Origin of the sequence: Lutimaribacter marinistellae, assembly GCF_042648365.1 — a bacterium.
Classification (GTDB): domain Bacteria; phylum Pseudomonadota; class Alphaproteobacteria; order Rhodobacterales; family Rhodobacteraceae; genus Lutimaribacter_A; species Lutimaribacter_A marinistellae.
The window spans coordinates 105,108-129,787 of record NZ_JBHRXI010000049.1 but is presented as its reverse complement, the minus strand read 5'-3'; the positions used below and the strand labels follow the sequence as shown (position 1 = coordinate 129,787).

23 protein-coding genes are annotated in these 24,680 nt (G+C 62.1%); 15 read left to right on the top strand and 8 right to left on the bottom strand.

Annotated features, from left to right (window positions below; translation table 11 throughout):
• Positions 1 to 131: 131 nt before the first annotated feature.
• The 6 genes from ACFORG_RS21970 (at position 132) to ACFORG_RS21945 (ending at position 6,708) form a co-directional block, all read left to right on the top strand.
• Positions 132 to 1,712 (top strand): ABC transporter substrate-binding protein, encoded by a 1,581-nt coding sequence (locus ACFORG_RS21970; protein ID WP_386737734.1) that lies wholly within the window; start codon positions 132 to 134, stop codon positions 1,710 to 1,712.
• A gap of 296 nt (positions 1,713 to 2,008) precedes the next feature.
• Positions 2,009 to 2,989, top strand: a complete 981-nt coding sequence (locus tag ACFORG_RS21965; RefSeq protein WP_386737733.1) for an ABC transporter permease — start codon at positions 2,009 to 2,011, stop codon at positions 2,987 to 2,989.
• On the top strand, positions 2,989 to 3,903 hold the full coding sequence (locus ACFORG_RS21960) for an ABC transporter permease (protein ID WP_386737732.1): 915 nt from the start codon (positions 2,989 to 2,991) through the stop codon (positions 3,901 to 3,903). Before ACFORG_RS21965 ends, ACFORG_RS21960 begins: the two co-directional genes overlap by 1 nt.
• A gap of 3 nt (positions 3,904 to 3,906) precedes the next feature.
• Entirely contained in the window at positions 3,907 to 4,686 is a 780-nt protein-coding gene (locus ACFORG_RS21955) for a hypothetical protein (RefSeq protein WP_386737731.1), read from the top strand.
• Positions 4,687 to 4,690: 4 nt separating this feature from the next.
• On the top strand, positions 4,691 to 5,713 hold the full coding sequence (locus ACFORG_RS21950; protein ID WP_386737730.1) for an ABC transporter ATP-binding protein: 1,023 nt from the start codon (positions 4,691 to 4,693) through the stop codon (positions 5,711 to 5,713).
• Positions 5,710 to 6,708, top strand: a complete 999-nt coding sequence (locus ACFORG_RS21945) for an ABC transporter ATP-binding protein (protein WP_386737729.1) — start codon at positions 5,710 to 5,712, stop codon at positions 6,706 to 6,708. Before ACFORG_RS21950 ends, ACFORG_RS21945 begins: the two co-directional genes overlap by 4 nt.
• Positions 6,709 to 6,828: 120 nt before the next feature.
• Here the strand turns inward: ACFORG_RS21945 and ACFORG_RS21940 are convergent, their stop codons facing one another.
• The 4 genes from ACFORG_RS21940 to ACFORG_RS21925 all read right to left on the bottom strand — a co-directional run bounded on the left by ACFORG_RS21940 (position 6,829) and on the right by ACFORG_RS21925 (position 11,928).
• Positions 6,829 to 7,059, bottom strand: a complete 231-nt coding sequence (locus ACFORG_RS21940) for a hypothetical protein (protein WP_386737728.1) — start codon at positions 7,057 to 7,059, stop codon at positions 6,829 to 6,831.
• A gap of 732 nt (positions 7,060 to 7,791) precedes the next feature.
• A complete protein-coding gene (locus ACFORG_RS21935) occupies positions 7,792 to 8,226 on the bottom strand; it encodes a universal stress protein (RefSeq protein WP_386737727.1) in 435 nt (144 codons plus the stop codon).
• Positions 8,223 to 10,850, bottom strand: coding sequence for a TRAP transporter permease (locus ACFORG_RS21930; RefSeq protein ID WP_386737726.1), 2,628 nt, complete (start codon positions 10,848 to 10,850; stop codon positions 8,223 to 8,225). The genes ACFORG_RS21935 and ACFORG_RS21930 overlap by 4 nt, the downstream gene beginning before the upstream one ends.
• A gap of 106 nt (positions 10,851 to 10,956) precedes the next feature.
• Positions 10,957 to 11,928, bottom strand: coding sequence for a TAXI family TRAP transporter solute-binding subunit (locus ACFORG_RS21925; RefSeq protein WP_386737725.1), 972 nt, complete (start codon positions 11,926 to 11,928; stop codon positions 10,957 to 10,959).
• A gap of 291 nt (positions 11,929 to 12,219) precedes the next feature.
• Here ACFORG_RS21925 and ACFORG_RS21920 point away from each other — a divergent pair, with 291 nt between their 5' ends.
• A complete protein-coding gene (locus ACFORG_RS21920; protein ID WP_386737724.1) occupies positions 12,220 to 12,417 on the top strand; it encodes a hypothetical protein in 198 nt (65 codons plus the stop codon).
• Between the two features lie 154 nt (positions 12,418 to 12,571).
• Here ACFORG_RS21920 and lipA read toward each other — a convergent pair whose 3' ends face one another.
• Positions 12,572 to 13,522, bottom strand: coding sequence for a lipoyl synthase (lipA, locus tag ACFORG_RS21915; RefSeq protein ID WP_386737723.1), 951 nt, complete (start codon positions 13,520 to 13,522; stop codon positions 12,572 to 12,574).
• A gap of 264 nt (positions 13,523 to 13,786) precedes the next feature.
• Here lipA and ACFORG_RS21910 point away from each other — a divergent pair, with 264 nt between their 5' ends.
• On the top strand, positions 13,787 to 14,335 hold the full coding sequence (locus ACFORG_RS21910; protein ID WP_386737722.1) for a peroxiredoxin: 549 nt from the start codon (positions 13,787 to 13,789) through the stop codon (positions 14,333 to 14,335).
• 42 nt (positions 14,336 to 14,377) lie between these two features.
• Here the strand turns inward: ACFORG_RS21910 and ACFORG_RS21905 are convergent, their stop codons facing one another.
• Positions 14,378 to 15,478 carry a DUF6456 domain-containing protein gene (locus ACFORG_RS21905; RefSeq protein ID WP_386737720.1) on the bottom strand — a complete coding sequence of 367 codons (1,101 nt, stop codon included), beginning with the start codon at positions 15,476 to 15,478 and terminating at the stop codon, positions 14,378 to 14,380.
• 234 nt (positions 15,479 to 15,712) lie between these two features.
• On the opposite strand from ACFORG_RS21905, the gene ACFORG_RS21900 reads away from it, so the two are divergent.
• The gene (locus ACFORG_RS21900; RefSeq protein ID WP_386737719.1) at positions 15,713 to 16,009 is read left to right on the top strand and encodes a DUF6477 family protein; all 297 of its coding nucleotides are present in this window, start codon (positions 15,713 to 15,715) and stop codon (positions 16,007 to 16,009) included.
• Here the strand turns inward: ACFORG_RS21900 and ACFORG_RS21895 are convergent, their stop codons facing one another.
• Positions 16,010 to 17,557 (bottom strand): trimethylamine methyltransferase family protein, encoded by a 1,548-nt coding sequence (locus ACFORG_RS21895; protein ID WP_386737718.1) that lies wholly within the window; start codon positions 17,555 to 17,557, stop codon positions 16,010 to 16,012.
• 244 nt (positions 17,558 to 17,801) lie between these two features.
• On the opposite strand from ACFORG_RS21895, the gene guaA reads away from it, so the two are divergent.
• Positions 17,802 to 19,379, top strand: coding sequence for a glutamine-hydrolyzing GMP synthase (guaA, locus tag ACFORG_RS21890; protein WP_386737717.1), 1,578 nt, complete (start codon positions 17,802 to 17,804; stop codon positions 19,377 to 19,379).
• Positions 19,380 to 19,477: 98 nt separating this feature from the next.
• Here guaA and ACFORG_RS21885 read toward each other — a convergent pair whose 3' ends face one another.
• Positions 19,478 to 19,882, bottom strand: coding sequence for a hypothetical protein (locus ACFORG_RS21885; protein WP_386737716.1), 405 nt, complete (start codon positions 19,880 to 19,882; stop codon positions 19,478 to 19,480).
• Positions 19,883 to 20,009: 127 nt separating this feature from the next.
• Here ACFORG_RS21885 and ACFORG_RS21880 point away from each other — a divergent pair, with 127 nt between their 5' ends.
• From ACFORG_RS21880 to ACFORG_RS21860, 5 genes are read left to right on the top strand one after another with little or no spacing between them, the layout of a single operon-like run.
• Positions 20,010 to 20,891 (top strand): DMT family transporter, encoded by an 882-nt coding sequence (locus ACFORG_RS21880; protein ID WP_386737715.1) that lies wholly within the window; start codon positions 20,010 to 20,012, stop codon positions 20,889 to 20,891.
• Positions 20,892 to 20,917: 26 nt separating this feature from the next.
• The gene (locus ACFORG_RS21875; protein ID WP_386737714.1) at positions 20,918 to 21,832 is read left to right on the top strand and encodes a DMT family transporter; all 915 of its coding nucleotides are present in this window, start codon (positions 20,918 to 20,920) and stop codon (positions 21,830 to 21,832) included.
• A gap of 52 nt (positions 21,833 to 21,884) precedes the next feature.
• Positions 21,885 to 22,757, top strand: a complete 873-nt coding sequence (locus ACFORG_RS21870) for an ATPase (protein WP_386737713.1) — start codon at positions 21,885 to 21,887, stop codon at positions 22,755 to 22,757.
• Between the two features lie 36 nt (positions 22,758 to 22,793).
• Positions 22,794 to 23,711 carry a homoserine O-acetyltransferase MetA gene (gene metA, locus ACFORG_RS21865; protein ID WP_386737712.1) on the top strand — a complete coding sequence of 306 codons (918 nt, stop codon included), beginning with the start codon at positions 22,794 to 22,796 and terminating at the stop codon, positions 23,709 to 23,711.
• The gene (locus ACFORG_RS21860) at positions 23,695 to 24,654 is read left to right on the top strand and encodes an alpha/beta fold hydrolase (RefSeq protein ID WP_386737711.1); all 960 of its coding nucleotides are present in this window, start codon (positions 23,695 to 23,697) and stop codon (positions 24,652 to 24,654) included. The genes metA and ACFORG_RS21860 overlap by 17 nt, the downstream gene beginning before the upstream one ends.
• Positions 24,655 to 24,680: the final 26 nt, after the last annotated feature.

The window sequence follows — 24,680 nt, the reverse complement described above, 5'->3', positions numbered from 1 at the left end:
GCAAGCTCAGTATCTTTCCGCCGGGAGAGGTTGCAAATCCCGAAATCCCCGCGAAAGATGGCGCGCATGAAGGCCGGACCAACCGGCCGCCTGCCGCGTGGCGGCGGGAAATCACAAAACGGGAGAGAAGCATGACCTTCAAACATCTTCTTCTGGCTGCGAGCGCGACCGCCCTTCTGGCGGGTGGTGCATCGGCCGAAACGCTGCGTTGGGCGCGCGCGGGCGACTCGCTGACGCTCGACCCCCATGCGCAGAACGAGGGGCCGACCCATGCGCTGGCACACCAGATCATGGAACCGCTGATCATTCGCGACCATAGCGGCACGATGGTGCCCGCGCTCGCGACCGAATGGGCGCCGTCGGAAGAGAACCCCAATGTCTGGACCTTCAAGCTGCGCGAAGGCGTGACCTTCCATGACGGGGCTGCGTTCGATGCCGAGGATGTCGTGTTCTCGATCAACCGCGCGCTGACCGAAGATTCGGACATGAAAGAGCTGCTGTCCTCGGTCAAGGAAGTGCGTGCGGCCGACCAGTACACCATCGAAATCGAGACCGACGGTCCGAACCCGATCATGGCGAACAACCTGACCAACCTGTTCATCATGGACAAGGGCTGGGCCGAGGCGAACAACGCGGTCGAGGTGCAGGATTACGAAGGCGGCGAAGACACTTTTGCGGCCAAGAACGCGAACGGCACCGGCCCCTACAAGCTGGTCAGCCGCGAGCCCGACGTGAAGACCGTGCTGCAGATCAACGAGAACTACTGGGGCAAGGACGAAAACCCGATGGAGGTGACCGAGATCATCTACACCCCCATCCAGAACGCCGCGACCCGTGTTGCAGCGCTTCTGTCGGGTGAGGTCGACTTCATCCAAGACGTTCCGGTGCAGGATCTGGGCCGCGTGGACCAGACCGACGGGCTGGACGTGCGCACCGCGCCGCAGAACCGGGTGATCTTCTTCGGGATGAACCAGGCCGAGGTCGACCTCGACAGCGACAACGTGGACGGCAAGAACCCGATGGCCGATCAGCGTGTGCGCGAGGCGATGTCGATGGCCATCAACCGCGATGCCATCAAGCAGGTCGTGATGCGTGGCCAGAGCGCCCCCGCGGGCATGATCGCTCCGCCCTTCGTCAACGGCTGGACCGAAGAGATGGACGCGGAATCGAAGACCGATATCGAAGCCGCGAAAAAGCTGATGGAAGAAGCGGGCTATGCCGACGGTTTCTCGATCCAGCTGGACTGCCCGAACGACCGCTATGTCAACGACGAAGCGATCTGTCAGGCCGCTGTCGGCATGCTGGCGCAGATCGGCATTACCGTGAACCTCGATGCCAAGCCCAAGGCGCAGCACTTCCCGCTCATCAGCAATGGCGAGACGGATTTCTACATGCTGGGCTGGGGCGTGCCGACCTATGACTCGGAATATGTCTTCAACTTCCTCGTCCACACCAAGGGCGACGATCGCGGTTCATGGAATGCGACCGGGTTCTCGAACGCGGATGTAGACGGCATGATCAAGGCGCTGGCCTCGGAAACCGATCTGACCAAGCGTGACCAGATGATCGCCGATATCTGGCGCGTCGTGCAGGACGAACAGCTTTACATCCCGATCCACCACCAGGTGCTGAACTGGGGCATGAAGCAGAACGTGGGCACCGAGGTCGACCCCGAGGACAGCCCGAAGTTCAAGTTCTTCACCATGAATTGATCCCCTCGCGGGACGTGGAGACGAAGGGCGGCCCGGACGGGTCGCCCTTTGCACTTGTGGAACCCGTCGGGGACCGTATTGGCCGGGCTGTCGTGGTAACGCCCAATTTTCGCAGGCTCCGCCGCTCTTGCGTGACCGCGTTCAACAGGCAAAGCTGAACCAAGAAGTCTCAAAGCGATCACTATTGCAGAATTGCAACCGCAATTGTGACGCGACCCGGCGTCAACGGCGTCAGGCCGACTGTTGACCATCGTGGCCCGCTTTGACAAAGACGCGCAATCAATCGAGGACAAGACATGCTCGCATATATCATCCGGCGGGTTTTCCAGTCCGTCATCGTCCTTCTGGTGGTCGGACTGGTCGCCTTTTCCATGTTCCGTTTCGTCGGCGACCCGATCGACAACATGCTGGGACAGGAACGCACACAAGCCGATATCGAACGCCTGCGGACCGATCTGGGGCTCGACCAGCCGTTTCCGGTGCAATATTTCAAATTCCTGCAAAACGCCGCCGAGGGCGATTTCGGCGTCTCCTACCGGCAGGGCCGTCCGGTCGCGACCATCATCGCCGAACGCGCGCCCGCCACGCTGGAACTGGCCTTTGTCTCGGGGCTGTTCGCGATCAGCCTTGGCATCGCGCTTGGCGTCTTTACCGCGATCCGAAGGCGGGGCGCGGCGGCCAATATCATCATGACGCTCAGCTTGATCGGGGTGTCTCTGCCGACATTCCTGATCGGGATCCTGCTGATCTATGTCTTCTCGGTCGAGCTTGACCTGCTACCCTCGTTCGGGCGCGGCGACACGGTGAGGATCGGCGAATGGTGGACGACCGGGTTCCTGACGGCCTCGGGGCTTAAGGCGTTGATCCTGCCGGCGATCACGCTGGGACTGTACCAGATGACGCTGATCATGCGGCTGGTGCGCTCGGAGATGCTGGAGGTGCTGCGCGCCGATTACATCCGCTTTGCCCGTGCGCGTGGCCTGACCGACAGGGCGGTGAATTTCCGCCACGCCCTCAAGAACACGCTGGTGCCCGTGATCACTGTGACCGGCCTTCAGCTGGGCGCGATCATCGCCTTTGCCATCATCACCGAGACGGTGTTCCAGTGGCCGGGTGTCGGGCTGTTGTTCATCAACGCGATCCAGTTCGTGGATATCCCGGTGATGGCCGCCTACCTGATGCTGATCTCTGTCCTGTTCGTGACGATCAACCTGATCGTCGACCTTCTCTACTATGCCATCGACCCGCGGCTGCGCATCGATGGGAGGACCGCATGATGACCCGACTTGCAGAATTCTGGGACAGCGATTTCGTCTGGAACTTCCGGCACTCACCCGTCGCCATGATTGCCCTGTTCGTGGTGCTGGTGCTGGTTCTGGCCGCGATTTTCGCGCCATGGATCGCACCGCATGACCCGTTCAACCCCGCCACCCTGAACCTGATGAACGGGTTCACCCCGCCGGGAGAGCCCAATGCCTTTACCGGCGAGACCTTTCTGCTGGGTACCGACGACCAGGGGCGCGACGTGTTCTCGACCATCCTTTACGGTCTGCGCATCTCGCTTTTCGTCGGCGCGGCCGCGGTGGCGCTGGCCATGGTGATCGGGGTGATCCTGGGGCTTGTCGCCGCTTATGTCGGCGGCTGGACCGAGACGATCATCATGCGCATCGCCGATGTTCAGCTGACGTTTCCGGCGATCCTGGTGGCGATGCTGATCTTTGGTGTGGCCAAGGGGTTCACACCGCCTGAATATCGCAACGAAATGGCGATCTGGGTGCTGATCGTGGCCATCGCGCTGTCCGACTGGGTGCAGTTCGCCCGCGTGGTGCGCGGTGCGGCGCTGGTCGAGAAGAACCGCGAATACGTTCAGGCGGCTCGGATGATCGGGCGTTCGGGGTCTGCGATCATGATGCGGCATATCCTGCCCAACATCCTGTCGCCGGTTCTGGTGATCGCGACCATCTCGCTGGCGCTGGCAATCATTGCCGAGGCAACGCTGTCCTTCCTCGGTGTAGGTGCGCCGCCGACGCAGCCCTCGCTGGGAACGCTCATCCGCATCGGACAGGGGTTCCTGTTCTCGGGCGAATGGTGGATCCTGCTGTTCCCGGCCGTAACGCTGTTGGCACTGGCGCTGTCGGTAAACCTGCTGGGCGACTGGTTGCGCGATGCGCTGAACCCCAAGTTGAACTGAGCGATGCGCTGGGTCCTTCTCCTTTCACTGGCGGGGCTTCTGGCCCTTGCGGCCTATGGCGCGCCCTTCGTGGGCGCGGCCTGGGACGTGCCGGAAAGCCGTGCGCGGCTGGTTGCGGCGGTGTTGGGGGTGATGGGTACAGCGCTGACCGCGCTTGGGGCCTTTGCGCTCTGGTCGATGCAGCATTCGGCGGACCGGCGGCGCGAACAGGACCGCAGGCGCGACCGGCGGCATCGCCTGCTGGTGGCGTTGCGGGCCGAACTGGGCCTGAACCTTGTCGCGCAGGAAGCGCAGTTCGGCCCTGCGCAGACGCAGGCGCGCAAGCCCCTGTACCTGGCGGAACTGGAAAAGGCCGGGCGCGGCGAGGTGTCGATGCCGATGGCGGTGGTCAGCCAGACCAACGATGTGTTCGATGCCATCAAGTCGGAAATCGCTGATCTGCCCGAAGAGGTCATCGCGCCGGTCATCGCCTATTACCAGCAGGACGAATACGTGTCGCAACTGCTTACGCGTTTTGCCGAGGGGCGGTTCGAATCCGTGTCGAAGGAACGCCGCAAGCGCGCCATCGACGCGCTGTTCACGGTCGGGGCCTCGGCCCTCGAAGCGGCCCTGGCGGCGTTTGACGCCGTCAACAGGGAGCTTGAGGCGCAGGGCACGCTGCGCAGCGAAACGGCACGGAAAATGAAACAGGACGCGGAGCGGATCCGCACAGAGCTTGCACGCAACGGCGATGCCGAAGCGCAGGGTCGAACTGCGTCAGACGATAACGATCGGGGGGCCTGAGAACATGGCAATCTCTCCTACTGTTGATGCTGAATATAAGGGAACGGCGCAGCCGGGACAAGAGCGGCAGCCGACGCTGTCGGTGCGCGACCTGGTGGTCGAGATCCCTACGCGGCGCGGCGTGCTGCGCCCTGTGGACCGGGTGAGCTATGACCTCGCACCGGGCGAGATCCTGGGCGTCGTGGGCGAATCCGGCGCGGGCAAGTCGATGACCGGCAACGCGGTGATCGGCCTGCTGGACCGGCCTGCCCATATCGCCGGGGGTGAAATCCTGCTCAACGGGCGGCGGATCGACAACCTGTCGCTGCGCGAGATGCGCAAGATTCGCGGCAAGGAAATCGGAATGGTCTTTCAGGACCCGCTGACCTCGCTCAACCCGCTGATCCCCATTGGCGAACAGCTGTCCGAGACGATCGAGACACATCTGAACGTATCCAAGGCCGAGGCGCGCAAGCGCGCGCTGGCGGCGCTTGAGGAGGTGGGCATTCCCGCAGCGGCGGAACGTCTGGACAGTTACCCGCATGAATTCTCGGGCGGCATGCGACAGCGGGTGGTGATCGCGCTGGCACTGTGTGCCGAGCCATCGCTGGTGATCGCCGACGAACCGACCACCGCGCTTGACGTGTCGGTGCAGGCGCAGATCATCGCGCTGCTCAAGCGGCTCTGCCGCGAGCATGGCACCTCGGTCATCCTGGTGACGCATGACATGGGCGTGATCGCCGAGGCCGCCGACCGCGTGGCGGTGATGTATGCCGGCAAGCTGGTCGAGATCGGGCCGGTGCGCGACGTGCTGACCCATCCCCGCCACCCCTATACCGACGGGCTGGTGGGCTCGATGCCGGCCAACAGCCACGGGCAGGCGCGGCTGCGCCAGATCCCCGGGGCGATGCCGCGGCTGAACGCCCTGCCCGAGGGCTGCGCGTTTCACCCCCGCTGTCCCAAGGCGCAGGACAAATGCCGCCATGCGCCCGAGCCTGAACTGATGAACGGGGCGGCCTGCTGGTTCCCCGTGGGAGAAGACGCATGAGCGCGATGGTGACGATCCGCAACCTGACACGCACCTTCGACGTGTCGAAACCCTGGCTGAACCGGGTGCTGGAACGGCTGCCCAAGCAGAAGCTGACCGCCGTCTCGGATGTCTCGCTGGAGATCGAGGAAAAGTCGGTCTATGCGCTGGTGGGCGAATCCGGCTCGGGCAAATCGACCATCGGCAAGATCCTCGTGGGGCTGTTGCCGCCTTCCGCGGGCGAGGTGCGGGTCGAGGGCGTGGACCTGGCGACCGAGGCCGACCCGGAGGTGCGCGAGGAGCTGCGCTCGAACATCCAGATGATCTTTCAGGATCCTTACGCCTCGCTCAACCCGCGCTGGCGGGTCAAGGACGTGATCGTCGAGCCGGTGAAGGTGCGCGGCGGCAAGACCGAGGGGCTGGCCGAGAAGCTGCTGGAACAGGTGGGGCTGTCGGCTGAGGATGCGGGCAAGTTCCCGCACCAGTTCTCGGGCGGGCAGCGGCAGCGGATCTGCGTAGCGCGTGCGCTGGCCTCGAACCCGCGGCTGATCGTCTGCGACGAGCCGACCTCGGCGCTGGATGTGTCGGTGCAGGCGCAGGTGCTGAACCTGATGTCGGACCTCAAGGACGAGCTGGGTCTGACCTACCTCTTCATCAGCCACGACCTGACCGTGGTGCGCCACATGGCCGACCGAATCGGGGTTCTTTATCTGGGCCAGCTGGTCGAGGAGGCCGATCCCGACACGCTGTTCGAAACGCCGCGCCATCCGTATACGCAGATGCTGCTTGAAGCGGCGCCCAAGCTCGACTCCTTTGGTGCGACCGAGGCGGTGCCGCAGGGCGAGATCCCCGACCCGATCAACCCGCCGCCGGGCTGCGTGTTCAACCCGCGCTGCCCCTTTGCCACCGATCGGTGCCGCAGCGAGCGGCCCGAGTTGCGCGGCATGGGTGAGACGCGGGTGGCCTGTCACCATGCCGAGGAGATCGCCGAGAAGCTGGCGCTGGAGACGGCCTGACTCAGGCGTGTTCGCGGATGAAGGGTTCGGCCAGTTCGAAGAACCGGTCGAAGGCCGCCGTGCCTTCCAGCACCATAGGTTATTGCCGGGCAGTTCTGCGAAGCGGGCGTTCGGCAGGGTTCACGCGATCCGGCGCCCCTCCTCCAGCGGCGCGGTGACATCGGCGGCGATGTCGGTGACGTCGATCATGCTGCGCAGCTCGTGTAGCCGCAGGGCATTCTCGGGCGAGACGCTGGCCCGCTGGAACTTGTCGAACCGGTCCTGCACCGCGCGGGGGGTGTCAGGAAGGAAACCGGCGGTGAAGAAATTGCGGTAGAGCGGCGAGGACGAGCCCCACCCTTCGCGGATCATCACCTTGGCCGTTTCGTAGATCTTGTGACTTTCGGGATCGGATTAATTGTACGCCAACTGTTGTAGTTGAGCTCTTCGTCCTCTGGAATATAGACAAGACACTCCTGCCGCGCTGCCAGATTGCCGTTGACCAAAATACCGCGTGCTTCGACATAGATCGGCATTTTTCCCCCAAGCTTCTTGAGCTGCTATTTACTTGTTTGCACCGCCATGAATGTGCGTGATGCGACCCTCGAACATGTGGATCCCGATCGACTTGCTGCATTTCCGGCCAAAGAGCGAAAAAAGACCTCGTTTGCAGTACGCGTATCCCAGACCGTAATCATAGTAGTAACGCGCACCTGGCGGGCCGTATGGGCCAGGGGGAGTTCCCGGCTTTGCCGGGCCGCTGCTGCCGATACTCCCCCCCGGAAACGAAATAGGCATTCAGTGCGGCTGGCTCGCACGCAACGCCAATCAGCAATCCACTATCGACAAACACCCGCCAGTCGCGACCGTCATTGCGGGTTAGAGCATCTTTGAGAACGGGACCGTTCAGCACCCGATCACAGGTCTGTTGTTCTTCCGCAGCGACAGCGCCGATGCAGCCAAGGACTCCGATTAGTACAAAATGCAATGACAATCGGCGGAGCATCCATATGCCCCTGTTGCCAGAGGCAGAAGCCTGCATTCTCTTCTTAGCCCAACCGCCCCAAGGGTTTTGTCCAGAGCCGACCGCGGGTGCGGTCAGGCTCAGGGCCGGACGACGTAGACCGAACAATTGGAATGCCGCACCACACGGGCCGCGTTGGGACCCAACAGGTAATCCCGCAGGTCCGGTCGGTGCGAGCCAATCACGATCAGATCGCTTTTCGCCTCCTCGGCGGTGTGCAGGATCTCTTGATAGGCAGTGCCGGTCGCCACGAGGTGGCGCACCTTGGCGTTGCGTTCTGCGCCGAGGGCGGTTTCACACATCTTTTCCAGGTGCGTGCGCGCCTCAAGCACGGCCTTGTCATGGAAATCCTTCTGGAAGAAACCGGACACCCAGCTTTCCCCGAAATCGGGAAGAACCGTCACCACGTCGAGCTGTGCGTCATCGAGCTGGGCCAGCCGCGCGGCCTGTTGCAGGACCGGAGCATCATGTTCACCGTTGGAGAGATCGACGGCGCAAAGAACGGATTTGATCATGCGGTTTCTCCTTGGCGGGTGGCGGGTGCCTGTTGACGGACGCGCGCGCGTTGCAAGAGGGCGATCAGCGCAAGGAAGATCAGCGCCGGGATGAACACCAGTTCCTTGGGCGGCTGCACGGCGTCGGCCTTGACTGCGGTGATGCGCACCGGCTCGTCAGCGTAGAAATCGAACCCGTCTAGGTCGGACTGGATCGGGGCGCCGAACATCGGCTCGTCGAGCTTCACCATCCCGTCCTCTTCGATCAGCATGAAGCCGAGCGCATCGGCACGGGCATCACCGCCCTCTTCGGGTCCGACCGAAACGACCAGTGACTTGTCGATCATTTCGCCCGTATCGAAATCCGGACCGGCCACGACTAGGCGCAGGCTTTGCCCCTCTTCGAGCTCTCCCAGTGTTGCGGTGAATTGCGCTGGCTCCACTTGTTTGAACGGGGGCGCGATGCGGTCCATGAAGAAGTCGGGCCGGAACAGGGCGAAGGCGACGAAGATCAGCGCGATGCTTTCATAGATGCGGTTGCGGGTCAGGAACCAGCCCATCGTACCCGAAGTGAAGACGAGGATCGCGATCGTCGCGGTGATGGCCACGATGATGCCCTGAACCCAGCCCACGTCGATCAGCAGCAGATCGGTATTGAAGATGAAGACGAAAGGCAGTGCCACGGTCCGCAAGGAGTAGAAGAATGCGGTAAAGCCGGTGCGGATCGCGTCGCCACCGGAAACGGCCGCTGCCGCAAAGCTCGCAAGGCCCACGGGTGGCGTCACATCCGCCATGATGCCGAAGTAGAACACGAAGAGGTGCACGGCGATCAGTGGCACGACGAGGCCCGATTGCGCGCCAAGCTCGACCACGACACCGGCCATCAGCGACGAGACGACGATGTAGTTCGCCGTCGTGGGCAGGCCCATGCCGAGGATCAGGCTGAGCAGCCCCACCAGCAGGAGCATCAGGATCAGGTTTCCGCCCGACAGGAACTCCACCAGATCGGCCATCACCTGACCAACGCCCGTCAGGGTCACGGTACCGACGATCACGCCGGCAGCCGCCGTGGCGAGCGCGATACCGATCATGTTGCGCGCACCCGCGATCAACCCCTCCCACAGGTCACGAATGCCGGCGGCGAAGGCATTTGCGGTTTCGCTTTCCCCGCGAAAGATCGCCTTGAGCGGGCGCTGCGTGACGAGGATCACGAACAGCAGTGCCGTGGCCCAGAAGGCCGAAAGGCCGGGCGATTTCTGCTCGATCATGAGGAAATAGACCAGCACGACGATGGGCAGCAGGAAATGCAGCCCGGCCTTGTAGATCTGAGCGATATCGGGAAGTTCGACATCCGGGTCGTTCGGATCGTCGGGTTCGAGATCGGGAACCGAGGCCGCCATGCGCAACAGCACGAGGTAGATCGCGATCACGATAGCGGACATGATCAGACCAGCGGCCGAGGGCGCCCACGCGCTGACGGCCTGCACCGGGAATTGCGAGCCGTAGCAGAGCCCGGCAAAGACCGCGAAGAAGCCGAACATGCCCAGGATGGTACGTGCGAGGTGGACGTCGCGGTTGCCCAGTGTCGGCATGTTCCGCTTCACCGCTTCGAGATGAACGATATAGACCAGCGCGATGTAGGAGATCGCCGCTGGCAGGAAGGCGTGGGTAATGACCTCGACATAGGAGATGCCGACATATTCGACCATCAGGAAGGCCGCCGCGCCCATCACCGGCGGCATGATCTGCCCGTTGACCGACGATGCGACCTCGACCGAGCCAGCTTGTTCCGAGGTGAAGCCCACGCGTTTCATGAGCGGAATGGTGAAGGTGCCCGTGGTCACCACGTTGGCGATGGAGGAACCCGAGATCAGGCCGGTCGCCGCCGAACCGACAACCGCCGCCTTGGCCGGGCCGCCCCGCAAGTGACCCAGCGCGCCGAAGGCCATCTTGATGAAATAGTTGCCGGCCCCGGCCTTGTCGAGCAAGGCACCGAAGAGCACGAACAGAAAGACGAACTTTGTCGACACGCCGAGCGCGATACCGAACACGCCCTCGGAGGTGATCCACATGTGGCTCATGGCCTTTTTCAGGCTGGCGCCTTTCCACTGGATGACCTCGGGAACCCATGCACCCGATCCGAAGAAGACATAGGCGAGAAAGATCGTGGCAATGATCGCCATGGCCGGCCCAAGCGCGCGGCGCGCGGCCTCGAAGAGCAGCAACAGGCCAGCGAGCGCGAACCACTTGTCCACGTCATCGGCCAAGCCGCCCGAATTGACGATCTTGTCGTAGAAGAAATAGCCGTAGAGCGCGATGAAGGCACCGGCGGCGGCCATGACCCAGTCGGTCACCGGGATGTAGTGCCGCGGGCTGCTCCGAAAGGCGGGATAGGCGGCGAAGGCGAGGAAGATCGCAAAGGCGAGGTGAATCTGGCGCGAGTTGTTGACGACACTGCCCGGCAGGATCACGTTCGACATCGGCGAGGCGAGAATGACCTGGAAGATCGACCAGATCGCTGCGACGATGGCAAGAAACAAGCCCACATTGCCGCCCGGATCGCGGGCGCCGGCATCCGAGGCCGCGACAAGTTCCTGAAGTTCTTCTTCGCTCAGCGGGCGATTGCCCTGGCTATCCGTGGCCATCGGTCGTCACTCCCTTGATCTGCTGCTCGTTCTGCCGCGGCATTGCCCTTGCGGGAAAAGGACGGACGGCGCGAGGGCCGCCATCCGTCCGGTGGTTAGGTCGGGATCACTCGATCCAGCCCTTTTCCTTGTAGTACTTCTCTGCACCGGGGTGCAGCGGCGCGGACAGACCGTCCTTGGCCATTTCCTCGGGCGTGAGGTTGGCGAAGGCGGGGTGCAGGCCCTTGAACTGATCGAAGTTCTCGAACACGGCGGAAACCAGCGTATACACGGCCTCTTCGGACACATCGGCCGAAGTCACGAGGGTCGCGCCGACGCCGAATGTGGCGGTGCCATCGTCATTGCCGCGATACATGCCGCCGGGGATCGTGGCCTTGCGGTAGAACGGGTTGTCCGAAACCAGCTGGTCGATGGCCTCGCCATCTACGCTGACGAGGACGGAGTCGCAGGCGGTCGTTGCTTCCTGGATCGAACCCGAGGGGTGGCCCACGGTGTAGATCATCGCGTCGATCTGGTTGTCGCAGAGCGCGGCGGACTGTTCGGCCGCCTTCAGCTCGGTCGCGAGCTCGAAATCGTCCATCGTCCAGCCCTTGGCTTCCATCACGACTTCCATCGTGCCGCGCTGGCCGGAACCGGGGTTGCCGATATTGACGCGCTTGCCCTTGAGATCGTCGAAGGTCGAGATGCCGGCATCGGAACGTGCAACCACGGTAAAGGGTTCGGGGTGAACCGAAAAGACCGCGCGCAGCCCTTCGAAGGGACCGTCGGCCTCGAAGTTTTCGGACGAGCCGTTAAAGGCGTGGTACTGCCAGTCCGACTGTGCGACGCCGAATTCCAGTTCGCCTTCGCGGATGGTCTTGATGTTGTAGACCGAGCCGCCGGTCGATTCGACCGAGCAGCGCACGCCGTGATCCTTGCGGCCCTTGTTCACCAGGCGGCAGATCGCGCCGCCAGTGGGATAGTAGACGCCGGTCACGCCGCCGGTACCGATGGTGATGAACTCTTCGGCCATCGCTGCCGGGGCGGTGAAAGCGGCCGTGGCGAGCGCAGCCAGGCTGAGCTTGCTGACATGTTTCATTGAGTGGACTCCCAGTGTTTTTTTGTCGGTCGAAAAGACGTGATTCCGCATCCTTTGCGGCGCTGTCCGGCCGGAAGACGGGCATATAAGGGCATTCTTTCGGCCAAGCATCTGAAAAATCAGTCTCTCCTGACGAAAAGGTTTCATTGGCACCCGGACAAGTCAAGGCTTGGTTCCGCTGCGCTGCACGCATCTTCGCAAATCTGATGGAAAGCCCGCGACATTCCCCCTTGGTGACTTGGCGCAAGTTGCAGGCTGGACAGCAGAACATGCGCCGATCAGACTGAAGCCATGAATTTCCTGCATTTCCTTCGCATGTCGTACTGGGTCCGCAACCCGCCCTCGGCACAGCGGGTCAAGCTTGTGTTGGTGGTGGTGGTGGTCTGCCTCGTCATCCTAGGGATCGAGTATGCCGGGCTCTGGCCTGATTGGGCGACGCGCGAGCCACGCGCACCCGGACGTATTCCGCGGGTCGGTCTGTCCGGTTGAACTCTTGCGACAGGTGAGGATACGGACGGCTTTCAGATCACGTGTGCGACGCGAAACCGGTGCGACCCAGTTTCGCCGCCCGCTGCCTATCGCCGCCCCGCCGTGGGAAGTTCGCAGCCTTGCAGACCATCCGCGACGGAACCGCGCTTGATCCTTATGCCCCTGCGAGGCGCTTTTGTCTTGCGTCGCGCAAGCGGGCGAAGTCGTCGCCTGCATGGTAGGAGGAACGCGTCAGGGGCGTGGCCGAGACCATGAGGAAGCCCTTGCCGTAGGCGGCCTTTTCGTAACCTTCGAATTCCTCGGGAGTCACGAACCGATCCACGCCATGGTGCTTGGGTGTCGGTTGCAGGTACTGGCCGATCGTCAGGAAATCGACATCGGCCGCGCGCATGTCGTCCATGACCTGCCGAACCTCCTGCCCCTCTTCGCCGAGGCCGACCATGATGCCGGACTTGGTGAAAACCGAAGGATCGAGTTCCTTGACCCGCTGCAACAGTCGAAGTGAGTGGAAGTAACGCGCACCGGGCCGGACCGACGGATACAGGCCGGGTACGGTTTCAAGGTTGTGGTTGAACACGTCCGGCTTGGCCTCGACGACCGTTTCAAGGACCTCCGGCGCGCATTTCAGGAAATCGGGGGTCAGGATCTCGATGGTCGTGCTCGGCGAACGATGGCGCACGGCGCGAATGGTCTGGGCAAAGTGCTCGGCACCACCGTCTTCGAGGTCATCGCGGTCGACGCTGGTGATGACGACGTGGTTGAGGCCGAGCTTTTCGACCGCATGGGCCACCCTGCCGGGTTCAAACGCGTCCAGCGCATCCGGCCGTCCTGTCGCGATGTTGCAGAAGGTGCAGCCGCGGGTGCAGATTTCGCCCATGATCATCATGGTCGCGTGGCCTTGGCTCCAGCATTCGCCGACGTTGGGGCAGCCGGCTTCCTCGCAGACAGTGACGAGGTTGTTTTCACGCATTATCTTGTGTGTGTCGGCATACCCTTTTCCGCCCGGCGCCTTGACGCGGATCCAGCTGGGCTTCTTGGGCTGCGCCTGGTCCGGGCGATGCGCCTTTTCCGGGTGGCGTTGCTGGGGGATCTTTAGGTCTCGCACGTGGGTCTCCCCTGAGTATTCGCGGTTGGCGGTCAAGATACCTCAAGGTAATGGCTGGGACCAGTGGCGCAAGGACGCGCCCGCGGACCCGGCATTCCCGCCATGCGTCTTGGGCATGGCTGACCTGCGATAACTGAGCTTTTCCTTGTAATGCCCTGTTTTTCCTGAATTCAACACTATGCGCCGGCACTTGAAACGTCGTTGAGACCGAACTGGAATCATTCTACTCGGTGCTCGGGAGGAACAAAGCAGGAGATATCCCCCATGAAAACCGGTGCGAAACTGCCCGAAGTTACATTCCACACCCGTGTCCGAGACGAGGAGGTTGGCGGCCCTAACCCCTATCGTTGGCAGGACATGACCACGGCCGATTACTTTGCCGGCAAGCGTGTGATCCTCTTTTCGCTGCCCGGTGCGTTCACGCCGACCTGCTCCACGTACCAACTGCCGGGTTTCGAGGGAAATTTCGAGACGTTCCGCGAGCTGGGCATCGACGCGATCTATTGCATGTCGGTCAATGACAGCTTCGTCATGAACAAATGGGCCGAGTCGCAGAACCTCGAGAACGTGAAGGTCATCCCCGACGGTTCGGGCGAGTTCACGCGCAAGATGGGCATGCTTGTCGACAAGGATAACCTTGGCTTCGGCATGCGCTCGTGGCGCTACGCCGCGATCATCAAGGATGGCGTGATCGAAGCTTGGTTCGAAGAGCCCGGCCTCATGGATAACTGCCCCGAGGATCCGTATGGCGAGTCCTCGCCGGAGACGCTGTTGTCCTGGCTGGAAAAGGCCCGCGCGCCGGAAATGGCATAAGCCGGAAACGAACAGGGCCCGCCGGATTGGCGGGCCCTTGGTTCAGCCGATCATCCGATCGCTTTCGGATTGATCATCGTAGTGGCGCTTCAGCCGCTGGAGCGCGATCCGCAGCACGATCTTGCCCGATCGCGCAGACCACCCCATCCGCTTTTCCGCAAGCTCGAGCCCTTCGAGATAGCAACAGCAGCGCAGTGCGACGTCACTAAGACCTGGGCCAAGGTCCGAAAGCGCCCGCGCCACCCTGTCGCGCGCACCGGTATGCCCGCCGGTCGATTGCATGTCGGGCCGGAAACTTCCACGCCCCCCGCCGGTCAGGAACCTGTCCCAGTTCTGGGCGACTTGCGGGCCCATCTGTGCCAATTCGAAATCCTCGCGCAGACGCTCTCCCGCGCGCACAAGCTCTTCATCCAGAAAGGGTTGGCCATCGCGATCCTTGCGCCGAGCAAGGGCCGCCAGCGGGCTTTCGGTGCTGCTGTAACGCATGCGACGCGCGCAGTGCCGGACATCATCGCTCTGATCGGATGCGACGGAAGGCGCGCCGCCGAACGGGGTTTGCGCTTCGGCGAAACCGGTTTCCTTCTGCCTGCGGGCTCGGTTCTCGGCCTCGGCCAGCAGCCGCCCGAGCGCCGTACGCCCGGCCGCCGTGATGTGGTAGCGGCTGATGCGGGCAGGCTTGTCGCAGTTGATCCAGTCCTTGAGCGCCAGCGCCTGTGCGATGGTGCAATCGACAACGGCCGTGCGGGTGCTGCCGCCGGCGCGATCGTCGCGCACGACAACCGCCTTGTCCATGTCTTCGGCCACGGCCAGAACTGCACCCGTTTCACACATGCGACGCAGCACGCGCATGGCTTCGCGGTCAAAGGTGGCATTATCGGGCGTGGTATCCGCCTCGGTCACGTTCTGATCAGGCAGCGCAAGCGGCGGAAAATGGGTCTGGGCCAGCGATTGCAGGGCTGCATCGACAAGCGGGTCGTCGCGTCGCATTTCGACTCTCCTGATCTGACGCAGGATGGTCGAGGCATGGCAGCCCGCCCCCCGCGCCAGATCCCGGATCGACCGACCAGCCTCGGTATGGGCGAGATAGTTCAGGGCCCCCTCGGGCACCCAGGCAGGGGCGGCGAATGCAGAGGTCTCAGTCATGTCGGCACATCCTCAACGGCAAGAACACTGACCTTGTTATCCCACGAACAATCCACAACCTAGAATTGCATTGGTTACTGCATTGTTAAGATCACAAGGTGAAACAGATAATTGTTTCCAAATAATAAACACTCCTGAAACCATCGAACGGTCAAATTGAACCACCCGCAACACCCGCAATGGTTGTGGCAAAAAGATGGCATTCGATATTCAGTGTTTGGAAAGGGACAGGCCATGCACGATCTGACGACAATGCTATCGACTCTGCGGCGGCCTCGGCTTCTGGTGCGGGCGGCGCGCATGGGGGCGCAGGAATACAACCGGGACCGCCACTTGCAACGTATCCTGGGCTATGGCGCCCTGCCCCGTCCGGGGGCCGCGCTGATGCAATTGATGGAGCTAGAGCGCGGGTTGGACGAACAGCGCCAGAGTGACGACGCCGCCTATTCCCTCGTGCGTCATCTGGACCTGCTCATCGCGATGATGGGCGAGGCGCAGCTGGTAAAGTCCAGCCGCGCTCCGGCGGTCTGATCACATGAAGGCGTCCGGGACAGACGCCTTTTTCTCGGCGACATAGGCGGCAAGCGCTGCCGCGATCTCCGGGTCGAGCTCGGGTTGCTGATAGGTGTTCAGCAGGTGCTCGACCCGCAAGGAGGCCAATGTGCGCGTATCGCGCGCTCCTTCCTCTTCCCAGGTCTCGAAAGGTTTGTAATCGAGAACCTGGGTTTTCCAGAACGCCTCCTTGAAGTTGGCTTGCGTATGTGCACAGCCGAGGTAATGACCGCCCGGGCCGACCTCGCGGATGGCATCCATTGCCTGCGCGTTCTCGTCATAAGCCACGCCACGCGCAAGGCCGTGCAAGGTACCGAGTTGGTCGGCATCCATCACGAATTTCTCGAAATCGGCGACAAGACCGCCTTCGAGCCAACCACAGGCGTGCAACATGAAATTCACGCCTGACAAGAGCCCCATGTTCAGGGAGTTCGCCGTTTCATAAGCAGCCTGCGCGTCGGGCAGCTTTGATCCGCAGAAGGACCCCGCCGAGCGATATGGAAGGTTCAGCCGCCGTGCCAGCTGACCCGCGCCATAGGTAATCAGCGACGCTTCGGGCGTTCCGAAGGTCGGCGCACCAGAGTTCATGTCGATCGAGGTCACGAAAGCCCCAAAGATCACCGGAGCACCGGGTCGCACGATCTGGGAATAGGCGATACCCGCCAGCACCTCGGCCAGAACCTGCGTCAACGTTCCCGCGACGGAAACCGGCGCCATCGCGCCGCCGACGATGAACGGAGAGATGATGCAGGCCTGGTTCGCTTCGGCGTACACCTCGAGCGCGCCCATCATCACGTCGTCGAAGGTCATCGGCGAGTTGATGTTGATGAGAGAAGTCATCACCGTGTTCTCTTGCACGAAATCCTTGCCGAACAGGATTTCGCACATCTCGACCGAGTCTCGGGCCCGCGACGGGTCGGTGACCGAGCCCATGAAGGGCTTGTCCGACAGGGTCATGTGCGCGTGCAGCATGTCCAGATGGCGCTTGTTCACCGGAACGTCCGTCGGTTCGCAAACCGTGCCGCCGGAGTGGTGAAGCCATTTCGACATGTATCCCAGTTTCACGAACTTGCGGAAATCCTCCATCGTGGCATAGCGACGGCCCCCATTGGCATCTCGCACGAAGGGCGGACCGTAGACCGGGGCGAGGACAAGGTTTCGCCCTCCGATCACCACCGACTTTTCAGGGTTGCGGGCATGTTGCGTGAATTGGCTGGGCGCGGTCTTGATCAGTTCGCGCGCAAGACCGCGCGGAATACGGACCCGTTCCCCCTGAACGTCGGCACCGGCATTGCGCCAGCGTTCCAGCGCCGCAGGGTTGTCGACGAAGTTCACACCAACCTCTTCCAGCACCGTTTCGGCGTTGGTCTCGATGACCTGCAGCGCCTCTTCGTTCAACACCTCGAAATTCGGGATGTTGCGTTCGATGTAACGGGCGGTTTCGATCTTGACCGCAGTGCGCTCGGCGCGACGCGCCGCACCACCGCCGCCACGGCTCCGTCGACGGGCAGTTGCTGCTTCAGCCATTCTCATTCCTCATCAAGGGATCCTGGGATTGGCTTCTTTTAGCGCCGGGGCGACGATGCGCCTGAGAGAATTGCGGCCTCTAGCGGTGAAAAGCGACATTCGCGCCTGAACCACGGGCAGCGGTCCATGTCGAGCCATGGTGTATGTCACAAAACGACACGACCGGGCGCCACTGGGCCGAGGTCCTCATGTCGACCTCCGATCAGCACTTGCGCGGTTCACGGCGCTTGACTATTGGCAAGCCATGCAGAGCACTCCCAGTTCCGGCCATGACCGCCTTCTCATCGTCGATTTCGGCAGCCAGGTAACCCAGCTGATCGCGCGTCGCCTGCGCGAGCTGAATGTCTATTGCGAAATCCATCCCTACCAGAACGTGACAGAGGAAAGCCTGCGCGCGCTTTCACCCCGGGCGATCATCCTGTCCGGCGGCCCCGACAGCGTCACGCGCGAGGGTAGCCCGCGCGCGCCACAGGCACTGTTCGAGATGGGCTTGCCCGTTTTCGGCATCTGCTATGGCCAGCAGGTGATGATGGAACAGCTCGGCGGCCGCGTCGAAGGCGGACATCACGCCGAATATGGCCGGGCCCATGTGACGCCGGCCGATGGCCATTCTCTTGACGGCATTTTCGCCGGCCTGTTCGCCGAAAGCGGGCGCGAACAGGTCTGGATGAGTCACGGCGACCGTGTCACCGCGCTTGCCCCCGGTTTCGAAGTCGTTGCGACCTCTCCCAATGCGCCCTACGCGATGATCGTGGACGAGGCGCGCAAGTTCTACGCGGTTCAGTTCCACCCCGAGGTGCATCATACGCCAAACGGCAAGGTCATGCTGGAAAACTTCGTCCGCATGGCCGGCTTTACCGGCGACTGGACCATGGCCGCCTACAAGGACGAAGCGATCCGCAAGATCCGCGAGCAGGTCGGCGATCGCAAGGTGATCTGCGGGCTGTCGGGCGGGGTCGATTCCTCGGTCGCGGCCGTGTTGATCCACGAGGCGATCGGCGATCAGCTGACCTGCGTCTTTGTGGATCATGGCCTGTTGCGTCTGAACGAAGCCGACGAAGTCGTGTCGATGTTCCGCGACAATTATAACATCCCGCTGATCCACGCCGACGAATCCGACCTGTTCCTTGGCGAACTCGAGGGCGTCAGTGACCCAGAGGAAAAGCGCAAGACCATCGGACGTTTGTTCATCGACGTGTTCCAGAAACATGCCGACAGAATCGACGGCGCCGAATTCCTTGCCCAAGGGACGCTCTATCCCGACGTGATCGAATCCGTCTCCTTCAGCGGTGGTCCTTCGGTCACGATCAAGTCGCATCACAACGTGGGTGGACTGCCCGAAAAGATGGGCCTGAAACTGGTCGAACCGCTGCGCGAACTGTTCAAGGACGAGGTCCGTGCCCTTGGCCGCGAATTGGGGCTGCCCGACAGTTTTATCGGCCGTCACCCCTTCCCCGGTCCAGGCCTTGCGATCCGATGCCCAGGCGAGATCACCCGCGACAAGCTCGAGATCCTGCGCAAGGCGGACGCGGTCTATATAGACCAGATCCGCAAGCATGGGCTCTATGACGAGATCTGGCAGGCATTTGTCGCCATCCTGCCCGTTCGCACGGTCGGTGTCATGGGCGACGGGCGCACCTACGACTACGCCTGCGCCCTGCGCGCAGTCACGAGTGTCGATGGGATGACGGCGGATTACTTCCCGTTCACGCATGACTTCCTCGGGGAGACCGCAACGCGCATCATCAACGAGGTGAAGGGCATCAACCGCGTCACCTATGACATAACCTCGAAGCCCCCGGGAACGATCGAGTGGGAGTGATCCCGGCACGTGCGAGCTAGGCCGCGCCGCAGGCGCGGCCCGGCCCAACGCCGAGGACAGCGCCCGAAGGGCGGTGCCACAGGGGGCGGGAGCCCATCCTACTCGGGATATTTTCGCTGGGCCTTTGCCGTTCCCAACGTCTTTCCGCCGCCAAGTTTCGTCTTGGCTACAGCCGTCCATTCATATTGATGGACCCGTCCGGGCGGACACGGGCTCTTGTAGCGGAACTTGCCGGGCGGCACGACGCCATCTCCGGTCATCTCGACCCAGCCACCGCCGTGGTCGTAATGCGGCACGTCCAGATCCTTGAGCCGGAACCGAACCGCCTTGGTGCCGGCCGGCAGACCGGAGATGCGGAATGCCGGACTATTGACGACCGCCGGGCGGCCAGTGGTGCATCGCTGCAGACCGGACCCGTCAAAAGCGATACGAAATTCGGCCGAAACGGGGGCCGACTGCAAGGTCAGCGCAACGGCGGCCAGGGAAAGAAACCTGAAAAACATGGATCGTCTCGAATCTCGCAAAGTGCAATTCAAGATCTATAACCTCGCGCGCAGGTTTCAAACAGGGCGAAACAGGCTTGACCTTCGTGCGCGTTCACGGTCCTCGTAGCCGGCGGGAGGTATCGTCATGCAACACAAGCCCGCCGAGATCGGCAAGGCCGCGCTCTGGATGACCGGGGCGATTGCCTCTTTTTCGTCCATGGCCGTGGCGGGACGCGAACTGGGCGCGGTGCATGATACGTTCGAGATCATGATGTATCGCAGCTTCGTCGGCATCATCGTCGTTTCGCTCATTCTTTCCGTCCGCGGAATCTGGCACCAGGTATCGACGGATCATTTCGGGCTTCACGTCTTGCGCAACACGGTGCATTTCACCGGGCAGAACCTGTGGTTCTTCGCACTGACGGCGATTCCGCTGGCGCAGGTCTTTGCGCTGGAGTTCACCCAACCGCTCTGGGTCATCGTTCTGTCGCCGCTCCTGCTGGGTGAACGGCTTACCCCCGTGCGCCTGCTGGCCGCCATGATCGGCTTCGCAGGCATCCTGATCGTCGCGCGTCCCGGCGCGGCCACCCTGAGCATCGGCGTCGGCGCGGCCGCGCTGGCGGCCATTTTCTTTGCATTGACAACGATTTCGACAAAAAAGCTAACGCAGATTGCGCCGATCGCCTGCATCATGTTCTGGCTCACCGTGATGCAGGCGGTCTTTGGGCTCGTCGCCGCCGGTTGGGACTGGCAGATTCAGGCACCCACAGCGGAAACTCTCCCTTGGCTCGTGCTTGTAGGCTTTGCAGGTCTTCTTGCGCATTTCTGCATCACCAACGCCCTGTCGGTCGCGCCAGCCACAGTCGTGGTGCCGTTCGACTTTGCGCGTTTGCCGACGATCGCGGTCATCGGCATGATTCTTTATGGTGAACCGCTCGACATGTGGGTGCTGCTCGGGGCTGCCGTCATTTTCGGTGGCAATTATCTCAACATCCTCGCCGAAAGGCGCAAGAACCGGGTCGCCTGAGGCGATATCGCAGGCGAGATAGCCATATGACACAGCAATCTCTCTCTGCGCGCGCGTGGGCCGAGCTTTTACTGCTTGGGCTGATCTGGGGCGGTTCGTTTCTGGCCATCCGGGTCGCGCTTGACGAAGTGCCGGTTTTGACAAGCGTTCTGCACCGGGTCTTCTGGGCAATGCTGGCCCTTTGGCTGGCGGTGTTCGCAATGCGCCTGCCCATTCCCCGCGCGCCCAATGTTTGGGGTGCCTTCCTGGTGATGGGCCTTCTCAACAACGTCATCCCTTTCGGCCTCATGGCCTGGGGGCAACTCTATATCGAGACAGGGCTAACATCGATCCTCAATGCAGCGACGGCGGTCTTCGGTGTGATCGTCGCAGCAATGGTCTTTGCCGACGAACGGCTCACCCTTCAAAAGGCCGTCGGCGTCGCCATGGGATTTCTGGGCGTGGCCACGGCTATTGGGCTGAACGCGCTGACACAGTTCGATCCGCGCAGCCTTGCCCAATTGGCCGTGCTCGGCGGAACGGTCTCTTATGCCTGCGCTGCGGCCTGGGCCCGCTCGAAACTGTCGGGGTTGTCCCCGCAGGTCGCCGCTGCCGGAATGCTCACGGGATCGACCCTTGTTCTTGTGCCGTTGACATTGCTGATAGACGGACCGCCGGACCTGGGCCTCAGCGCCTCCAGCTGGCTTGCCATCGCCTATTACGCGCTGATCGCGACAGCCGGGGCCTATTTGCTTTACTATAGGGTGCTGGCGATGGCCGGGTCCGGCAACCTGATGCTGGTGACCCTTGTCATTCCGCCTGTCGCGATCCTGCTTGGCGCATGGGTGAGGGGCGAAACGCTTCGGCCAGAGGCCTTTGCCGGTTTCGCTTTGCTGGCCTTGGGGCTTTTGGTGCTCAACGGCACGCTCTGGCCCCGGTCGCGAGCCCGTGCACGCGATTGACCCGCCCAGCGGTGCGGTCTAGCAAGGGCGAAAACTAACGGGACAAAACCACATGATCTATGCTTCGGCGGATGACTGGCGCGCGGCAGAGCGCAAGCGCGTGTTGTTTTTCGGCATGTCTGGCCTTGGCAAGACCCATGTCTCGAACATCCTGCGCGATCAGGGCGAGTGGTTCCACTACTCGATCGATTACCGCATCGGCACCCGCTACATGGGCGAGTACATCACCGACAACGCAAAGGCCCACGCGATGAAGGTGCCCTTCCTGCGCGATCTGCTGATGTCCGACTCGATCTACATCGGTTCCAACATCTCATTTTCGAACCTTACACCGGTCTCTGCCTACCTCGGCAAGCCCGGTGACGAAGCGCGCGGCGGACTGCCGATTTCAGAGTACCGACGCAGGCAGGAGCAATTCCGCCTGGCCGAGATCCACGCCTTGCTGGACACCGAGTATTTCGTCGATCGGGCCGAGCGCCTTTATGGCTACCCGCATTTCATATGCGATACGGGCGGATCGATCTGCGAGTGGGTCGACCCTGACAACCCGTCCGACCCGGTCCTGTCGGAACTGGCCAAGCACACGCTCATGATCTGGATCGAGGGCAACGAGGCCCATACCGAAGAGTTGATACGCCGGTTCGACAAGGCACCGAAACCGATGTCCTATCAGCCGGAATTCCTGGCAGAGGTTTGGGACGGCTATCTGGCCGAAACCGGGGCAGCGCCGGATGCTGTGGATCCCGATGCCTTCATCCGTTGGACCTATGCCCGCGCGCTTGCACACCGTCAACCGCGATATGCTGCAATGGCCCGGAACTGGGGTGTTTCGGTCCAAGCCGAGGACATGGCACGCGTGCGTGACGCGACCGATTTCGAGGACGTGATTGCACAGGCCCTTGCCGCGCCGCGCGCCGCGTCTTAAGTCGCCCTTTCCCGAAGACAACTCGAGCTTTCCCAAATGCCGATCAAGATCCCCGCCGACCTGCCTGCCTATGACGTTCTGACCCGCGAGGGCGTCATGGTCATGTCCGAGGATCAGGCAGCCCGACAGGACATCAGGCCGCTGCATATCGGATTGCTGAACCTGATGCCCAAGAAGATTCAGACGGAAAACCAGTTTGCCCGCCTGATCGGAGCGACGCCGCTTCAGATCGAATTGAGCCTGATCCGGATGACCGAGCATCAGACCCGAAACACCGCAGCCGAACACATGGAAGAGTTCTATCAACCTTTCCAGGACGTGAAGGACCGCAAGTTTGACGGGCTGATCATCACCGGAGCGCCGATCGAGCATCTCGAGTTCGACGCGGTGACCTACTGGGATGAGTTACGCGAGGTCTTTGCCTGGACGCAGACAAACGTGCATTCCACCTTCGGCGTGTGCTGGGGCGGCATGGCGATGATCAACCATTTTCACGGCGTGAAGAAACACATGCTGGATCACAAGGCGTTCGGCTGCTTCCGTCATCGCAACATGGCGCCGGCCTCCCCCTATTTGCGGGGCTTCTCGGACGATTGCGTGGTTCCCGTCAGCCGCTGGACCGAGATGAAACAGGACGAGATTGACACCGTCGAAGGGTTGCAGACGCTCCTCGGCAGTGACGAGGTCGGCCCCTGCCTTGTCGAGGACCCGGACCATCGCGCGCTCTACATCTTCAACCATTTCGAATATGACAGTGACACGCTGAAGCAGGAATACGACCGCGACATCGCCTCCGGAACGGCTATCAACGTGCCGATCAACTACTACCCTGACGACGATCCTACGAAAACGCCGCAGAACCGCTGGAGAAGTCACGCGCATCTTCTATATGGCAACTGGATCAACGAGATTTATCAGACCACGCCTTTCGATCTGGATGCAATTGGCCGTTAAACTCCTGCTCTTCGCCCTTGTGGGCATCGCGCTGTTTGCAGCCGCAACCGCCTTTTTTGCACGTCGGCACGAGGCGCGGGCGAATGCCAGCTTTCCGCCTCATGGGCAGTTGATCGAAGTCGACGGTGTCGAGGTTCATGCCGTTGTGTCGGGACAAGGCCCGGATGTCGTGCTTATCCACGGCTCCAGCGGAAATGCGCGGGATATGACTTTTCGCCTTGCTCCCTTGCTGGCTGAGAAATACCGCGTGATCGCGTTCGACCGGCCCGGCCTAGGTTTTACCGAACGGGTAAACGACAGCGGTGCCACCATCACGCAGCAGGCAGAGCTTTTGTCGCGCGCAGCCGTGCTATTGGGGGCTGAGCGCCCGGTCGTCGTGGGACACAGCTATGGCGGCGCTGTTGCCTTGGCCTGGGCGGTGAACCAGCCCGACCGTGTATCCGCGCTGGTTCCGCTTGCCGCGGCATCGAACCCCTGGACCACGCCCCTGGACACTCTGTACCAAGTGACCTCGCACCCAGTCGGTTCGACCCTCGTGGTGCCGATGCTGACCGCTTTCGTGCCTGACGGATATGTCGAAACAGCCGTTGCACGCGCCTTCGACCCGCAATCGGTCCCGGAGGGGTATTCCGGTCATTTCGGACCCGCGCTTACCTTGCGGCGCGTGTCGTTGCGAGCAAACGCGATGCAGCGGGCGAACCTGCTCGATGAAATCGAAGCGCTGCATACCCGCTACGGGGAAATTGCCGTGCCGACAGAAATCGTGCATGGCGATGCCGACGACACCGTGGCGCTGTCCCTTCATTCCGCCAACCTGGCAAACCAGATCCCCGGTGCGAACCTGACCGTCCTGCCCGGCATAGGACACATGCTTCACCATGCCGTTCCCGAAGAGATCGTCCAAGCGGTAGACAGGGCTGCTGCACGCGCGGGTTTGCGTTAATCCGATTCACATATCATATAGTAAGT

Bases quoted from the DNA above. Each gene is read 5' to 3' on its own strand.
- ACFORG_RS21970 (WP_386737734.1), top strand. From the start codon at position 132: ATGACCTTCAAACATCTTCTTCTGGCTGCGAGCGCGACCGCCCTTCTG.
- ACFORG_RS21965 (WP_386737733.1), top strand. From the start codon at position 2,009: ATGCTCGCATATATCATCCGGCGGGTTTTCCAGTCCGTCATCGTCCTT.
- ACFORG_RS21960 (WP_386737732.1), top strand. From the start codon at position 2,989: ATGACCCGACTTGCAGAATTCTGGGACAGCGATTTCGTCTGGAACTTC.
- ACFORG_RS21955 (WP_386737731.1), top strand. From the start codon at position 3,907: ATGCGCTGGGTCCTTCTCCTTTCACTGGCGGGGCTTCTGGCCCTTGCG.
- ACFORG_RS21950 (WP_386737730.1), top strand. From the start codon at position 4,691: ATGGCAATCTCTCCTACTGTTGATGCTGAATATAAGGGAACGGCGCAG.
- ACFORG_RS21945 (WP_386737729.1), top strand. From the start codon at position 5,710: ATGAGCGCGATGGTGACGATCCGCAACCTGACACGCACCTTCGACGTG.
- ACFORG_RS21940 (WP_386737728.1), bottom strand. From the start codon at position 7,059: ATGATCCGCGAAGGGTGGGGCTCGTCCTCGCCGCTCTACCGCAATTTC.
- ACFORG_RS21935 (WP_386737727.1), bottom strand. From the start codon at position 8,226: ATGATCAAATCCGTTCTTTGCGCCGTCGATCTCTCCAACGGTGAACAT.
- ACFORG_RS21930 (WP_386737726.1), bottom strand. From the start codon at position 10,850: ATGGCCACGGATAGCCAGGGCAATCGCCCGCTGAGCGAAGAAGAACTT.
- ACFORG_RS21925 (WP_386737725.1), bottom strand. From the start codon at position 11,928: ATGAAACATGTCAGCAAGCTCAGCCTGGCTGCGCTCGCCACGGCCGCT.
- ACFORG_RS21920 (WP_386737724.1), top strand. From the start codon at position 12,220: ATGAATTTCCTGCATTTCCTTCGCATGTCGTACTGGGTCCGCAACCCG.
- ACFORG_RS21910 (WP_386737722.1), top strand. From the start codon at position 13,787: ATGAAAACCGGTGCGAAACTGCCCGAAGTTACATTCCACACCCGTGTC.
- ACFORG_RS21905 (WP_386737720.1), bottom strand. From the start codon at position 15,478: ATGACTGAGACCTCTGCATTCGCCGCCCCTGCCTGGGTGCCCGAGGGG.
- ACFORG_RS21900 (WP_386737719.1), top strand. From the start codon at position 15,713: ATGCACGATCTGACGACAATGCTATCGACTCTGCGGCGGCCTCGGCTT.
- ACFORG_RS21895 (WP_386737718.1), bottom strand. From the start codon at position 17,557: ATGGCTGAAGCAGCAACTGCCCGTCGACGGAGCCGTGGCGGCGGTGGT.
- guaA (WP_386737717.1), top strand. From the start codon at position 17,802: ATGCAGAGCACTCCCAGTTCCGGCCATGACCGCCTTCTCATCGTCGAT.
- ACFORG_RS21885 (WP_386737716.1), bottom strand. From the start codon at position 19,882: ATGTTTTTCAGGTTTCTTTCCCTGGCCGCCGTTGCGCTGACCTTGCAG.
- ACFORG_RS21880 (WP_386737715.1), top strand. From the start codon at position 20,010: ATGCAACACAAGCCCGCCGAGATCGGCAAGGCCGCGCTCTGGATGACC.
- ACFORG_RS21875 (WP_386737714.1), top strand. From the start codon at position 20,918: ATGACACAGCAATCTCTCTCTGCGCGCGCGTGGGCCGAGCTTTTACTG.
- ACFORG_RS21870 (WP_386737713.1), top strand. From the start codon at position 21,885: ATGATCTATGCTTCGGCGGATGACTGGCGCGCGGCAGAGCGCAAGCGC.
- metA (WP_386737712.1), top strand. From the start codon at position 22,794: ATGCCGATCAAGATCCCCGCCGACCTGCCTGCCTATGACGTTCTGACC.
- ACFORG_RS21860 (WP_386737711.1), top strand. From the start codon at position 23,695: ATGCAATTGGCCGTTAAACTCCTGCTCTTCGCCCTTGTGGGCATCGCG.